The organism is Flagellimonas chongwuensis (assembly GCF_013376415.1).
Taxonomy (GTDB): domain Bacteria; phylum Bacteroidota; class Bacteroidia; order Flavobacteriales; family Flavobacteriaceae; genus Flagellimonas; species Flagellimonas chongwuensis.
In genome coordinates this window covers 242,159-257,788 of record NZ_WYET01000007.1, presented here as the reverse complement: position 1 = coordinate 257,788, position 15,630 = coordinate 242,159, and the positions used below count along the sequence as shown (strand labels likewise).

The 15,630-nt window shown below is 40.6% G+C and carries 12 protein-coding genes; 11 read left to right on the top strand and 1 reads right to left on the bottom strand.

Annotated features, from left to right (window positions below; all coding sequences use genetic code 11):
• The first annotated feature begins 37 nt into the window (after positions 1-37).
• The 8 genes from GUA46_RS13885 (at position 38) to GUA46_RS13850 (ending at position 10,319) form a co-directional block, all read left to right on the top strand.
• Complete coding sequence (locus GUA46_RS13885) at positions 38-583, top strand: heme NO-binding domain-containing protein (RefSeq protein WP_176620985.1); 546 nt, start codon at positions 38-40, stop codon at positions 581-583.
• A complete protein-coding gene (locus GUA46_RS13880) occupies positions 573-2,621 on the top strand; it encodes a PAS domain-containing sensor histidine kinase (protein ID WP_176620984.1) in 2,049 nt (682 codons plus the stop codon). The genes GUA46_RS13885 and GUA46_RS13880 overlap by 11 nt, the downstream gene beginning before the upstream one ends.
• Positions 2,590-3,720, top strand: coding sequence for an FIST signal transduction protein (locus tag GUA46_RS13875; RefSeq protein WP_176620983.1), 1,131 nt, complete (start codon positions 2,590-2,592; stop codon positions 3,718-3,720). Before GUA46_RS13880 ends, GUA46_RS13875 begins: the two co-directional genes overlap by 32 nt.
• On the top strand, positions 3,720-4,787 hold the full coding sequence (locus tag GUA46_RS13870) for a sensor histidine kinase (RefSeq protein WP_108244321.1): 1,068 nt from the start codon (positions 3,720-3,722) through the stop codon (positions 4,785-4,787). Before GUA46_RS13875 ends, GUA46_RS13870 begins: the two co-directional genes overlap by 1 nt.
• The gene (locus tag GUA46_RS13865) at positions 4,784-5,104 is read left to right on the top strand and encodes a histidine kinase (protein WP_108244320.1); all 321 of its coding nucleotides are present in this window, start codon (positions 4,784-4,786) and stop codon (positions 5,102-5,104) included. The genes GUA46_RS13870 and GUA46_RS13865 overlap by 4 nt, the downstream gene beginning before the upstream one ends.
• 2 nt (positions 5,105-5,106) lie before the next feature.
• On the top strand, positions 5,107-5,823 hold the full coding sequence (locus GUA46_RS13860; RefSeq protein WP_176620982.1) for a LytR/AlgR family response regulator transcription factor: 717 nt from the start codon (positions 5,107-5,109) through the stop codon (positions 5,821-5,823).
• A gap of 393 nt (positions 5,824-6,216) precedes the next feature.
• The gene (locus GUA46_RS13855) at positions 6,217-8,709 is read left to right on the top strand and encodes a DUF4114 domain-containing protein (RefSeq protein ID WP_176620981.1); all 2,493 of its coding nucleotides are present in this window, start codon (positions 6,217-6,219) and stop codon (positions 8,707-8,709) included.
• 149 nt (positions 8,710-8,858) lie between these two features.
• Entirely contained in the window at positions 8,859-10,319 is a 1,461-nt protein-coding gene (locus GUA46_RS13850) for a serine hydrolase (RefSeq protein WP_176620980.1), read from the top strand.
• A gap of 84 nt (positions 10,320-10,403) precedes the next feature.
• Here the strand turns inward: GUA46_RS13850 and GUA46_RS13845 are convergent, their stop codons facing one another.
• A complete protein-coding gene (locus GUA46_RS13845; RefSeq protein WP_176620979.1) occupies positions 10,404-12,467 on the bottom strand; it encodes a tetratricopeptide repeat protein in 2,064 nt (687 codons plus the stop codon).
• A gap of 186 nt (positions 12,468-12,653) precedes the next feature.
• Here GUA46_RS13845 and GUA46_RS13840 point away from each other — a divergent pair, with 186 nt between their 5' ends.
• The 3 genes from GUA46_RS13840 to GUA46_RS13830 all read left to right on the top strand — a co-directional run bounded on the left by GUA46_RS13840 (position 12,654) and on the right by GUA46_RS13830 (position 15,608).
• Positions 12,654-12,956: an STAS domain-containing protein gene (locus tag GUA46_RS13840; protein ID WP_176620978.1), complete on the top strand. Its 303-nt coding sequence runs from the start codon at positions 12,654-12,656 to the stop codon at positions 12,954-12,956.
• On the top strand, positions 12,943-14,172 hold the full coding sequence (locus tag GUA46_RS13835; protein WP_176620977.1) for an MATE family efflux transporter: 1,230 nt from the start codon (positions 12,943-12,945) through the stop codon (positions 14,170-14,172). Before GUA46_RS13840 ends, GUA46_RS13835 begins: the two co-directional genes overlap by 14 nt.
• 200 nt (positions 14,173-14,372) lie before the next feature.
• Positions 14,373-15,608: a glycosyltransferase gene (locus GUA46_RS13830; protein WP_176620976.1), complete on the top strand. Its 1,236-nt coding sequence runs from the start codon at positions 14,373-14,375 to the stop codon at positions 15,606-15,608.
• Positions 15,609-15,630 lie beyond the last annotated feature (22 nt).

Sequence of the window (15,630 nt, the reverse complement as noted above, 5' to 3'; positions counted from 1 at the left end):
AAACGTTTTCCTACTTTTGAATCATATAAGCCAGATTATGAAGGGAATAGTATTTACCGAGTTTTTGGAAATGGTCGAGGATCAGTTTGGATTGGAGACCGTGGATGCCATTATTGAAGCTTCAGACTTGCCCTCTGAAGGAATCTATACCTCCGTTGGAACTTATGATTTCAATGAAATGGTAATTCTGTTGCAAAGTCTGAGCGAAAGGACCAACATAGCCATAGATGATTTACTGTATGCCTTTGGTCATTACCTTTTTGTGAGTTTGGGAAAAGCCCATCCAGATGTGATCAAAAGTTATACTTCCCCCATAGGATTACTGTACTCTATAGAAGATCATATTCATGTACATGTAAAAAAATTATATCCGGATGCAGAGTTGCCCACCTTTAAAATCCTGGACAAAACGGATACCTCCATCTCCATGGTATATGTTTCTTCCCGTGGACTTTACCGTTTGGCACACGGTTTAATAGAAAAGTGTTTCGAACACTTCAACACCTCTTCCAAGGTATCCTTTGAATTGCTGAAAAACGATGGAACCGAAGTAAAATTTGATGTAGTGCAAGATGGAGAGTAACGAGGTTAAAGTGTTAAAAAGAGCTCTGGAACGCCAAAAGAAGGCGAGGGCACAAGCGGAGAAAATCCTTGAAGATAAGTCCAAGGAACTTTATGATACGGCAGAACACCTAAAACGGGCCAATGTACTGCTCGAAAATCTATTGAATGAAAGGACTGATGAAGTAAATGCCGCTTTCCTTAATATAATTGATCCTTATGTGGTAATGGATTTGGACTTCAACGTTATCCGAAGCAATGAATCCGCCAAAGAATTTTTGAAGTTTAATCGTTTAAAAAACGAAGTCAACCTTTCCCGTTACGTTCATCCAGATTTTGCTCAATACACGGCAGAATCCATCCAATCCTTACTGGAAACAGGTATTTTAAAAAATTATAGGGCCAAGATTGTTTTACCGGACAACCAACAAAAATATGTGCAGATCAATGCCAGCCTTATCTATGACCGTAAAGCCAATCCCATTGCTGCTCAAGGTATTATCCGAGACATTACTCAGGAAAAAGATGTTGAAAGTTTGCTTAAAAATCAACAAGAACAATTAAAAGAATCTCAGGATAGGTTGGCCACCTTGATAAAAAACCTCGAAATGGCCGTACTGCTCGAAGATGAAAACCGAAAAATTGCACTTACGAACAAAAAATTCTGTGATATGTTCGGTATCCAAGCCAATCCAGAGGATATGATCGGCGCGGACTGTGCAAATGCAGCAGAAGAATCCAAGGACTATTTTAAGGACCCGGAACAATTCATTGATCGCATAACCGAAATTTTGAAAAATCAAGAAACAGTTCTATCTGATGAATTGCAGATGACAGATGGCAGAATTTTGGAGCGCGATTACATACCGCTATTCAACGATGGCGTTTACAAAGGCCATTTATGGAGCTATCGGGATGTTACACTCACCAAAACCTTTAGACAAAACCTACAGGCTGAAAAAGACAAGTACAGCGGAATTATTGCAAATATGAACCTTGGTTTGATCGAGGTCGATTTAAATGGCCAAATTCAAACTGTAAACCGAAGTTTTTGCAACATAAGCGGTTTTGAAATGAAAGAACTTGTGGGCAGTGTTGTCCATGAATTGAGAACCGCCAATAACAAACAGATAATCGATGATAAGGACATAGCACAACTGAAAAAGGGTCAGGACTCTCATCAAATGGCTGTATTTAACAAGAAAGGCGAACAGCGTCACTGGTTGGTGAGCTCCGCACCGCGTTTTGATGAAGCTCAGCGGGCAATCGGTTCTATCGGCATCCATTTGGATATTACCGAACACATAAAATTACAGCTCGAAAAGGAAAAACTATTGTCCAAATTGGAACAGAGCAACGAGAGCTTAAAGGAATATGCTTATGTAGTGTCCCACGATTTAAAGTCTCCTTTGAGAAGTATTGAGGCCTTGGCAAGTTGGTTGAGCAACGATTATGGGGATTCTTTGGACGACGCAGGCAAGGAATACCTCAAGCTAATCCAAGATAAGATTGAATCCATGGAAAACTTGATCAGTGGAATTTTGGCGTATTCCACGGCCAATACTTCTGAACTTAAAAATACAGAAATAGATTTACACGATGTGGTTTCGGAAATTGAGGAAAGTATCTACATTCCTGAAAACGTAAAGGTGATTGCCCCTGAAAAATTGCCCACGATTATTGCCGATAGAACAAAAATGCATCAATTGTTCCAAAATATTATTTCCAATGCAGTTGTGCATATTGAAAAAGAAAATGGAAAAGTCGAAGTGCTTTATCAGGATAAACATGGCTTTTGGGAGTTTTGCATTAAGGATAATGGTGTAGGTATTCCTAAAAAATACCATAAAAAGATATTTGAAATTTTTCAATCTGCTTCAGACGATAAAAAATCAACAGGGATAGGCCTATCCATAGTAAAAAAGATTATTGATCGTTATAATGGTGAGGTATGGGTGGAAAGTGAAGAGGGTAAAGGAACCGATTTCTATTTCACCCTTGAAAAACAAACATTAAATTCCAATCTACATGAAGATATTGCAAGCCAAAAAGTTATCTAATTCCAAATTTGAATTTGCCTCGGAAAGGATAGATCTAAAAGAACCATTGGTTTTGGTCTTTGGCAATAGATTTATGCTTCAGGACGAGGGGTTGTTTCAAGAAGTAAGGGAACTGTTTCCCGACGGCCATCTTGTTTTTGGGTCAACCTCCGGTGAGATAATGGGGGAGAAGGTCTTGGATGGTACAGTCGTGCTTACAGCTATTGAGTTTGAAAAAGGACACTTTATGGTAAAGAGTAAAAATGTTTCCGAATTTCAACATAACGATGATGCGTTGGGCAGGTGTCTCTCCAAGGAATTTCCAAAAGAGCAATTAAAGCACATTTTTGTAGTATCCGAAGGAAGCACCGTAAATGGGAGCGACCTTATTACAGGTATGGAATATGGAGGTAACGGTAGTATTGGACTGTCCGGGGGGCTTTGTGGGGACGGTGACCGTTTTGAAAAGACGTTGGCTTCCTATAATCAATCTCCAAAAGAAGGAGAAGTTGTTGCCATAGGTTTCTATGGCGAATCGCTCGAGATCAGTTGCGCAAACTTCGGAGGTTGGATACCGTTTGGTCCAGAACGGATGATAACAAAATCAAGAAACAATATTCTGTTCGAACTCGACGGCAAACCTGCTCTTGACCTTTACAAACGTTATTTGGGCGACAAGGCCAGCGAATTGCCAAAATCGGCACTTTTATATCCCTTAAGTGTAAGAACGGATGGAGGTGCCGCCATTGTAAGAACCATATTAAACATAGATGAAGAAAGGAACGCAATGATTTTGGCCGGAGATGTACCGCAAGGATCTAAAGTACAATTGATGATGGCCACTGTGGACGATATTGCCAGCGGTGCACGGTCAGCAGCGAAACTCGCAGTTCAAGGTCGCAATACCGAGTCGCAATTGGCCATTCTGATCAGTTGTGTGGGCCGAAAACTGGTAATGGACCAGCGTACCGAGGAAGAAATAGAGGAAGTGAGCCAGATTGTAGGTAAGCATGTTCCCATATCAGGGTTTTATTCTTACGGTGAAATGGCACCTTTTGCGGGTCATCGCTCTTGCAAGCTCCACAATCAAACTATGACACTAACTTTATTTAGCGAATAATGCACAGCCTGCTCAAAAGACAGCTCAACAAATACTTGCCCGAAGCCTTATGTAATGAAAGCTCTCTGGAAGAACTTTTTGAGGCAATAGGAAAGTCTTACGAGCATTATGATGAAAAATTGTCCATGCTTCAAAGGGCCACGGCAATTAGTTCCGACGAACTTTATGACGCCAATCGGGAATTGGAAAAAGAGGCCGCCCGGCAAAAAAAAGTGCTCAATTCATTGGAAAATGCATTGACCGCATTGCAATCAAACTTTGAGACCCAAGAGGTCACAAAGAATATCGTAGACGAGAACTTTGATGCGGAAAAGTTGGCCAGACAGATTAAGGAGTTGGCTCAGCGTGCATCCGAAATGGGAATAGAGAAGGATGGCCTTTTAAAGGATTTGGCCCGTCAGAATGAATCCTTGAACAGTTACGCACATGTTGTATCCCACGATTTAAAGTCGCCCATTAGGAATATTAGTGCCTTGATTGCCTGGATCGAGGAGGATGAAAGGGATACACTTTCTGAGCAGAGTCAACAAAACCTTTCCCTTGCTCTTCAAAATTTGGAGAAAATGGACAAGCTCATAACGGGAATCTTAAAGCATGCCACACTTGGAAACAAAAACTCATCAAATGTAGAATTCAATTTGGAAGAGCTTTTAGGCGATATTCAACAAAACATTTTTGTACCTAACAACGTTTCTTTCCAATTTCAAGAAAACCTTCCAAAGCTTTGTTTTGATAAATATAAAATTGAACAATTGTTCATGAACTTGATGACCAACGCAGTAAAGGCATTGGAAAACAAAAAGAAGGGAACAGTTCGAATCGATTTCAAGGATAAGGGTGATAACTGGTATTTTGCCGTAGCGGACAATGGAAAGGGAATCCCGGAGGAACACCAAACGGACATATTTGAAATGTTCAACAAACTAGAAAATGATGAAATGGCCACGGGTATCGGTTTGGCATTGGTAAAAAAAATTGTAGGGCTATACGGGGGTAAGGTTTGGGTGGAAAGTTTAGAAGGATTGGGCACTACATTTCATTTTACACTAAAAAAACAAGAACAATGAAAGAGACTCCAAACCTAACTTACATTGACAATCTAGCTGATGGTGATGAAGCTTTTCGCCAAAAATTCATTGGTATCTTAAAGGAGGAGTTTCCTGCGGAAAAAAATGAGTACCTAACAGCGATGGAAAGTTCTTTATTTAGGGGAGCGTCCGAGCTCGTACACAAGATAAAGCACAAACTCAACGTTCTAGGTATACAAAATGCTTACACTTTGGCCGTTCAGCACGAAAACGAACTGCGAAATGGTGAGCATTCCTTAAAACAAGAATTTTTGTCGGTCCTGGAAACAGTGGAACAATACCTAAAAACCATTTAAAAATGAATTGTATTATAGTTGATGACGAAGCGGCAGCCAGAGCAATAGTGTCTCAATTATGCTCCAAGGCTCCTGAATTGAATGTTATGGAGGAATTTGATAGTGCCATAGAGGCCATCAAATTTTTGAACGAATATAAAGTGGACCTTATTTTCTTGGACATCCATATGCCTGGATTTACGGGGATTGATTTTATTCAAACACTCAAAAACCCACCCAAAATTGTAATGACCACTTCCGATACGGAATTTGCCATCGCATCATATGAATACGAAGCGATCGTGGATTATTTGGTTAAGCCCATCACTCAAGAAAGATTTGATAAATGTGTACAGAAAGTCTTAAAAGGCAAGTCATCTGGTTCAAAAACTTCTAGCGGATTTCCTACCGACCAAGAGAATGCCTCGGGAGAAGATCTCTATATAAATATAGACCGCAGGCTCATCAAACTAAAATATACCGAGATATTGCTTATTGAAGCCAAGGGAGATTATATCAATATCAAAACACAATCCAAGGATTATTTGGTACACACCACCTTGAAGAAAATTTTGGACAAACTCCCTGACGACAAGTTTTTACAGATTCATAGGTCTTTTGTGATCAACTTTAATAAAATTATTGATATTGAGGATAATAGCGTATTGATCGAAAAGAGCGTTGTCCCGATCAGCAGGTCCAATAGACCGGAATTAATGCGAAGGTTGAACCTTCTTTAAAAATTCAACACAACAATCTTTTAGCTTATCTACACTTTTTTTCGCTCACCGTTTCATCTAAATTCACTAAGGCAAAGAGAGCTAGTTTTGTGCCAGTGTTAATCATAAAACTTATACCATGAAACAGGTGATGTGTTTAAATTGGTTCTTAAAACATTGATATTCTTACACCTAGGTGTTCTTTATATAGTTGTTATAGGAACAGTTCATCATTATGGATTGATGTAATTGCAAATAGTTATTGGATATGATACGAAACACCTTTCGGGGTGTTTTTTTATGCTTGTCCTTTTCTAATATCCATCCGTCTATAGAAAATTTTGATTCACCGAAGCTACTCCATTTTTGGAGCAGGAAATCAGCAATTTTGAACCATATTCTAAACCTACAATTATGAAACAATTATTACTTCTATTGGCAACCATGCTTACTTTTTCCTGGGCAAGTGCCCAAGAGTATAATTATAAGTTTTTGGGAGACTATACATCTGATGGAACCCCACTATACCTGGATGGTAAGGACGATGTATCACAGGAAACCTTGGATATGATCAACAATGCATTGCCGGAAGGATATCCAGTGCCCGATTACAATCCTCAATATATTACTTCCGGCTATGATACTGATGTTATATTAGTGGAAGATGCAGAAGTCTGGGTCACCTTTGTGGCTGAAGGTGCAGGTTACAAAAACGTATTGGGCTATTATACCTATCAAACCGACCAACCTTTAACAGGAACACCCCAACAAGAGGACATTACCATAATTTTTCCAAACGTATCCGCTTTGTACAGCGGTGGAAGTTTGGAGACCGGACACCGAGTGAAAATAGGTGATTTCAAGGCAGGAACGGGTATTGGATGGGTTTTATTGGCCAATGGATGGAAGGGATATGTAACTTCAGGTCATTGGCAACTGTTCTCCAATCCTGATTTTAATCCTGAAGCAGAAGAATCTTTGAGGTATCACAATGTGTTGTTGAACGACCCGGACAACGAGCGAATTATTTTAGGTTTTGAGGACATTCGAAGGGATTACGCGAGTTGTGATAATGATTTTAATGATGCACTTTTCTACATAACCGCAAGTCCTTACACAGCGGTAAAAACAACCAATTATAATAAAATTACCGACCACGCTCCCGTAACTTCTGGGAACGATGGGGGGCTGGAAAGCAACGGTGACCTCGCTAGCTTGATCGCAAAGCGAAATTTTGACCGAAACAAGGCTAATACTTTTAAGAATAAGCGTGCCTTGCAAAGCAAGTACGATAAAAAGACCTACAAGTCCCTTATGGCCAAATCGGGTAATTTGGATGGTTATTTTCCCAGCATTGGAATGTTTGGCACAGAAACGTCTTATGTTTCAAGTCCAGAGGATTTGCTCAACATTACCAATGCCGATGAGGTATTCGGAATAGATTATTACCAAGATGGCGATAGGGTCTCTGCCGCTTTGGCTTTGAATACAAAGGGTGAGGTGTACAATCACACCAAGACCATTTGCGATAGGCTCAATGATTCCAAATTGAAAGATTTACGGACCATTCAATTGCATGGTCATAGATTAGTGTATTCCGAACTGGAAAGGGCCAATGGCAATGTGGAGTACGCAGTTGTATTTTCGGTACGCGAAGAAGGCTCCCAACGCAGCCTGTATAGTCGTTGGAACTTGGATGAATACCCCGCAGGCGATTATATGAATTTTCAGGTTTGGGGAAACAGTATGGGGCAGGTGAGTACGGTGGTCAATGAAATCCTTATGAATCTCGAGCAAGAAGGCCCTTTGCAAATCAATAATGTTGATAATGTTCTTCCTACTGTCTTTATCCAAAATGGATATTATCAAAACGGAAAATTGCATTTGAATATCATTAATAAGAGCAACGCGAGCTGGCTGTTGCTAGATGGAAATTATAAAACGACCGAACAGCAAACGCTTCAAAATTTAAATAAATACATCGATTTAAGCGGGGAATGGGAGCAGCAGATTACAGTGGATTCAGGTCATCTGTTCGATATGGGATTGTCTATTATCGCGGAAAATTCATATCAGCACGATGCCATTTACCTGGCCGACGGTCCATGGGGTGTTGATTTAAACGCTCAAGTAGATAGCTTGGAGGTTTTTGAGGTAACTCCCCACGAAGCTTGGGAAGTTGACGGTCATGCCGTGGAACGTGGTGTTGTGGTTCAAGGAGAAGTGAAGGAAACAGTAAATGTATTCAGAAATGTTTTGGCTGGAGACCTTCAATTGCCCATTGGGGATTATCAATACCTACAGTTCAACCTTGTCAATGATGTCCCCGTAGAAATAAGTTTGGTGACCGATACTACGAGCGATTGGTCCGAACGTTTACGTTATGCCGTGGAACCCAATACTGAGGCAAAGACAATTAGCTTGGCATTTTCAGAATTCGAAGGTAAATACATTGGTTTTGATCAATTGCGTAGCATAGTCATTTCTATACAGGGCGATTATGAAAATTATCAACCTTTTGAATTGAAAGTGGATAAGGTGGCTTTGACCAAGTCGGCCATGGACCAACCATCTCAAGAGGAAATTGGTATAGTAGAAAATGAATTGGAGCCAGATGAAGAGGCAATTACCACATTTGATGAAGTGGATACAGTTTTGACCCTCAAAAGTTACCCTAACCCTTTTGTTAATTACACCGACATTTCCATTCCTGAAAAAACAGATGAAGTATACGTGCGTGTGGTCAACTTAAGCGGTCAGGTGGTTTATGCAGATACCCAAGCTCCAACAGGTTACGAGAACAGCATTCGTTTGGAGCTGGGCCATCTGCCCAAGGGCATGTACCTCTACCGCATTGGCGATGTGGTCCATAATAAGACGTATAGTGGGAAAATAATACGACAGTAATTGTGGTTTTTATAGGTTGTTGTTTTTTTGATGAAGGCTCCCCTTTTAAGGGGAGTTTTTTATGTATAAATCTGAAATAGAGCATACTGTTCGAATTAAATACCTGTAAATTGGAACAATCTTTGATATTGGAAACCAAATACCAAACCATGACAATAAAAAAGCAGCTGCTTGTCATCTTCTCGATTGCCAATACGAGTGTCATCTCATATTCTCAGACCAATACAACTATTGATCAAAGAATTGAACAGGTTGAAAATAGCCTTGCCCCCTTAGTCCTTAGAAAAGACCAATCTCTATGGAAGCTTAAGGACCGAATGCACAAATACAACACGAAGGGACTTAGCATTGCTGTAATTCATGACTATATAATTGAATGGGCCAAAGGATATGGAGAAACTGGTAACCCAATAAAACCAGATATTACTGAACAGACAGTTTTTCAAGCCGCTTCTATGAGTAAGTTCGTTAATGCAGTGGCAATGATGAGGCTGAAGGAATTAAATAAAATTGATTTGGATAAGGATATCAATCAGTATTTGACATCTTGGAAATTCCCATATAATATAGACTTTGGTGAAGAGCCAATTACTTTACGTCAACTGTTGAACCATACAGCAGGGTTATCCGTTCATGGTTTTAGAGGATACTGGAACTCGGAGCATCTTCCAAGCATTGTTCAAATTTTGAATGGTATAAAGCCATCGAATTCTGAAAAAGTTGTACAGATTTTACCAGCGAATAGCGAATTCAAATACTCAGGGGGAGGTGTCACTATATCCCAACTTATCATTTCGGATAATTCCAAAGTTGCCTATGAGCGCTTTGTAAATGAAAACGTATTCACTCCTTTGGGAATGGACCAATCCTTTTACTCGATAGAATTGGATAAATATCCTGAAGAATTGGCTTTTGCTCATTCTGAAAGAGGTAAACTTTTGAGTAATAATTACAATATCTATCCAGAGTCGGCAGCAGCGGGCTTATGGACAACGCCAACTGATTTAGGAAGGTTGATCATCGATTTTCAAATGTGCCTCTCTTCTGGTAATGGTAAAATACTAGCAAAGGATTCGGCGACTGAGATAATAGAACCAACACTTGAGGGAAGCATTTCGGCACTAGGCCTTTTTCGTGAAATAAAAAATGAAACATTGTATCTGCAGCATTCCGGTGCCAATAGGGGATTTAGGGGCAAATTCATCTTTAGCGCTGATAATGGAAATGGGGTTGTCGTTATGTCCAATGGCACAAATACGGAGATTATTGAAGAAATCATTAGAAGCGTAGGGTTGGTATACGAGTGGCCTGGTTTTGAGACCTTAACAGTTTCAACCACTGTAGAGCTCAATGATATTGACTTGAGAAAATATGCCGGAACTTATATAAAAGGGAATAGAGCGATTGAGGTACGTTTAAAAAGGAACAAGTTGCTCCTAGAAGAAAAAGGTAAATGGAAATCAAACCTAACCTCTTTGAACGGTACTACTTTCGTAGTCGACATTGTAAAACCTCTAGCAACTATTGAATTTGTTAAGGATTCTGATGGAAAAGTTGTTAAATGTATCATGGAGCAAGGTGATAAAACAGCGTGGGTGAAACAGCATTGAAGCATAGCTTTTCCTTTATTGGGGTACAAATGTAAAAAGCCTGATTCATTTTGATCAGGCTTTTATTGTATTGCTAAAATTGATTTATCTGCTTGCGACCTTATCAAAGAAAAACGGTTGTTTTTTTAACGACCATTTCAGCTGAAGGCCTATTTCGGTAAACTGGAAGCCAGCAGCTGTGGCCGAAGCAATATTGCTGTACTTGCCATAAAAACCACCGCTTAATCTTTTGGAGAATTGATGTTTCACGTTCATTTCCACTCGAAATATGGAGGTCATGTCGCCATCTTCTACCTGTTGTAGTCCCGTAGCCGCATTGATACGGTAGGTAGAATTTGAAGCAAACTTACCGCCCAGTTCAGCGAAAATCTCTCCGGCCTGGTATTTCTCCGGACTAAAATAAATGGTAGATACTTGCTCGGCAAAACTCAAATATTGGTAATTGAGTCCAAACTTTAATGTGGGCTTTCGCAATGCCGTATAGTACAAAGAGGTAAACAAGAGGTCGCGTTGGTTGTCATCGCTCTGTTGGGTATGGATGAGTTGCGTATACCAGCCCAAACCGACATTGGAACCCAAATTATAGTTGAGTCCATAGTGTTGCATCACAATTTCACGCTCAATCAAATCCGTATTAAAGTTTTGTACCTCTCGCTGATAGCCCAATTCTAAATTTTGCAAGCGATACGGTTCTGTGACCAACTTGGCGTTCAAAATAGGTTGGGTATATGCGTTTCCGTCGAATTGTGCATTGTTCATACCAGCTACACCAACTACCTTTAGTTTTGGAATCAAAGCATAAGTAAGTCCAACCGTGGCTGTATGTGTGTTTGCCTTCGCTGAAGTTGCCGCATTTTCCGTTAAACGATATTGGTAATTTACGGAAGATTGAAACTTGGCGGATACCGGCAAGTTCACAGTGGTGTTGGTGGCATAGGCCAAGTTATTCCCGTTATCAAAACTATAGGACGCCGTTTCTTGCACATACGGACTGTATTGCCCATTGATTTTTTCAATAAGCCCTTGTGCATCTTTTTGATTTTCAAAAATATCCAAGGTCTTGTATGTAGCTGCATAGGCTTCATCTATACGGCCCAATGCCAAAAGTGCATTGGCCTTGCCCAGATTTCCATCAAAAGAAGTGCTGTCCGAAGCTAAGATTGCATTATAATGTGCTAGACTCTTTTTTATGTTCCCCGTGTACATTCCCAAGGTGGCCCTTAAGGCCAAGACCCAATTTCTATCTCCATATTGAGAGGAAAGACTATTGATGTACTTTTTTGCGGTTACAAACTTGCGGTTCCAGATGAGGGCTTGCGCATACCGTTCGTAAGTTTTCTCTCTAAGTTCGCTATCTGAAATTGAGGAAACTTTGTTTTTAGCCAAAACGGAAACTTTGAGGGCCTCTTTGTCCTTTTCCCCAATATGTTCTGCCAATGCGATTCCGTTCAATGCCACAATGGAGTCCTTGGCATTTATGGCCAATCTGCGATAGGTCGCTTTGGCACTATCGACTTCTTTGGTGATCAAAAACACATTGGCCAAGTTCAGTAAAGTTTCCCTGTCGTTTTCAAAATCATTGAAAATGGTTTTCAATTTGATTTTGGCCCCATCATAATCTTGAGTCTGTACCAAAGTGTTGGCCAAACCAAGGTTCATATATTTTTTGGAAATCAGGGCGCTTGGATTCCCAGGTTGAAGCAACAAGGCTTTCTCAATCCAAGTCAAAGCCTCATCATATTTTTGAAGATTACTCAATGTATTGGCGTACCCTAATATCGCACCGAACTTGTTTGGGTAATCCTCAACAAGGCCCGCATACAATTTTTCGGCTGCCTTATATTGTTTTCCCCATAAAAAGGATTCATAGTAATTGATACGAACCTCATAATCGTCTGGGTGCTGCGTCATCAAAACATTAAATAAGGTGTTCGCTTTGTTCGGGTTCCCGTTAAGACCTACTGCACGACCGTAGCAGATTTGTGCTGTCTTATTGTCTGGATGGTCTTTAAGGAAATCGTCAAAGAAGATTTCAGCTTTGGAAAAATCTCCTTTCTCCAAAAGTTGGAACCCCTCATCCATGGGCGACTGGGCAAAAACTCCGTTGGCGGCAATCCCTAAAATGATGATGTTGATAAAGCGTTTCATAGGTTAAGCTTTTAAGGTTTTTTCGATGATGTAAAGTTAAATCGACCTCCTCCGCAACCGAAGGGCGAAGTATTCCATTCATCTACAGTAATCCGCCATCCATCTATACCCACCAATTTAAGACGTCAAACCATTGGATATTTGCTGCAACAAGTCAAATAATCTTAACCTATAAAACTAAAAATCATGGCTTTACAAATTACAGAATGCGCAGGGATGTTCTCGGTTCATGGCAACTTGTACAGCAGCAACATCATCATTCTAGAACGACACATGAGTCGGTTCATCAATACAAAAAATAAGGTAGTGTTGAATTTGGGACGCGTTGGACAGCTTGATGAAACAGCTGCTCATATGTTGCAACAGATGCATAAAAGAGCAATGAAAATCAAAGCTCATTTTACCATTATTGGACAGGAGAATGCCAATATACTTTCGGTAATGAGTCAAACAAAAACCTCAAACATTCTGAGCCATGACCGTGTTTAGTGTAGTTAAAAAAAGAGTTTCCCCTCAGCAGCTCTTTATGTTGAGTGCCCTATTGGTAAATGGGGGGAATTACATCTATAATTTGCTTTTGGGACGTATTTTGGGTCCAGAGGCATTTGCGGATGCCGCCCTATTGGTTACTTTATTGTTGGTCCTTTCCTTTTTAGGGATGACCTTTCAATTGGTAACGGCCAAGTTCGTAGCGGCGCTGCCGCAAGAGCAATGGGAATCATTTAGAAACCGTATCGGTGTTTTAGCCCTCGTGATTGGTTGTGTTTTGGGAGCTGCAGTATTTTTTGCCGCACCTTTTCTGCAAAATATATTACAAACGGAAAATCCTCTGATGTTCCAAATTTTTGGAATAGGAGTGCCACTTTACTTTGTAATGAGCGTAAATCGAGGACAATACCAAGGTGAGGAATCGTTTGCTAAACTTTCTATTTCCTATCAATCCGAAATGTGGGGCAGGTTGCTCATCACGCTTTTGGCCTTTTTGATTGTTCGAGATCATTTTGGAGTGTTGGTATCCTTTGGAATCCTGGGTTCCTTGGCTTTGGGCCTTTTTCCTTTTAAAAAGTTGCGATTTAACGTTGCCAGAACTACTTCGCCGGATTTGGAATGGGGTAAAGTACGCACCTTTATGTTGATTACGGCTTGTTACGAGCTTACCCAGATTATCATCAACAATAGTGATATTATTTTGGTAAAGCACTTTTTTCAAGCACAAGAAGCCGGGCTATATGCTTCCTTGGCCCTGATTGGCCGGGTGGTCTATTTTGTGGCCTGGATGTTTGTGATGTTGTTGTTGCCTACCGTGGTCCGACTCAAAAAAGAAGGAAAGCCTACAGGACATATCCTTTTTAAATATGTGGGATATATTGGACTGTTGTCCTCGGTCATCGTAGTGGTTTGTGCGACGTTCCCTGAATTGATCATTACCCTGCTTTTTGGAGATGCCTATTTGTCCATGGCCTCGTTGCTTTGGCAATATGCCTTGGCGACCTCTCTGTTTGCAGTCGCAAATATCTTCACGTATTACTTTTTGTCTTTAGATCAATACAGGCCCATTTGGTTTTCAGCAATCTTGGGCGTGTCACAGATAGTTTTGATTGTGTTTTTTCATAGTAGTCTGGCCCTAGTGGTGCAGCTACAGATTTTGGTGATGTTGGTTTTGCTTGCCGTTCAAATACTCTATTTTTTATCTCACAGAAGATAGAGTTCCCCTATAATAGAGGGCAAGCGCTGGGCTGGAGAACACTCGTTGTTTTCCGGCCCTTTTTTATAGGTTTTACCTAATCGTCGCATCATTTCCATTCGTCTACACTTTTTGTTCAACCGTCTTTTAATCTCCTTTTTTACAGGGTTTTGTGCGGATATTTGTATCACTAAAATCTTATAGAACAAAAACTTAACCTTATGAAACTAGCAATTGTAACAGCGTATCCACCAAGTAAAGTAACCCTTACCGAATATGGATACCATCTGGTAAAACATTTTAGGCTTCAAGATGAAGTGAGCGAAATTGTACTGCTTACCGATGTGACCAAAGCACCAAAGGATTTATCCTTCGAAGAAGAAGGCTGTCCCATTACCGTAAAAGAATGTTGGAGCTTTAACGACCTTAAAAATCTGTACAAAGTGGCCAAGGCCATCAAACAAGAAAAACCGGATGCGGTTTTGTTCAATCTTCAGTTTTTGAAGTTTGGCGATAAAAAGGTTCCTGCCGCGCTTGGACTTTTATTGCCTTTTGTTTGCAGAATGATGCGCATCCCCACCATCTCCTTATTGCATAATATTTTGGAGCAGGTAGACTTGGAAAATGCAGGAATCACCCAGAACGGATTCCTTCAAAAAATATACAACTTTATCGGCACCACATTAACACGTTTTGTATTGGCTTCCGATGTATTGGCAGTAACCATTAGCAAGTACAAGACCATATTGGAAGAAAAATATAAAGTGAAGAATGTTGCTTTGGTGCCTCACGGTTCTTTTGAAACACCACCTGCACCAAATTATGATTTGCCAGTGGGGCCCATGCAAGTGATGGCCTTTGGAAAATTTGGAACCTACAAAAAGGTGGAGCCTTTGATTGAAGCCGTCGAAGTTTTGCGTTACAAATCCGATTTGAACATCGAAATTGTGATTGCAGGAACGGATAGTCCCAACACCCCAGGGTATTTGGACAGCATGAAAGAGATCTACAGCCATGTTGGAAACCTTCGTTTTACGGGCTATGTGGCCGAGGAAGATGTGCCTAGAATATTCGGGGACAGTGCCGTGGTGGTTTTCCCGTACACCTCAACAACGGGAAGCTCCGGGGTGTTGCACCAAGCAGGTAGTTATGGTAAGGCAGTGGTGTTGCCCGATTTGGGAGACCTTGGCATCTTGGTCAGGGAGGAAGGCTACCGCGGAGAGTTCTTTGAGCCGGAAAATGTGGAGTCATTGGCCAAAGCTTTGGAAAGCATATTGACGAACGAGAACTATCGAATCCATTTAGGAAAACAGAATTACAAAGCAGCTTGTTCGCTGCCCATGTCCAAAATCACGGAAATGTACCTAGACCATTTTAATGCAATACGATCAAAAAAAGGATTGAAACAACCCAAGGCCCAAAAACTCCAACGTATTGAAAAAACTAGTATCGCATAGGTTTTAGGTTAAGTGTGAAGAG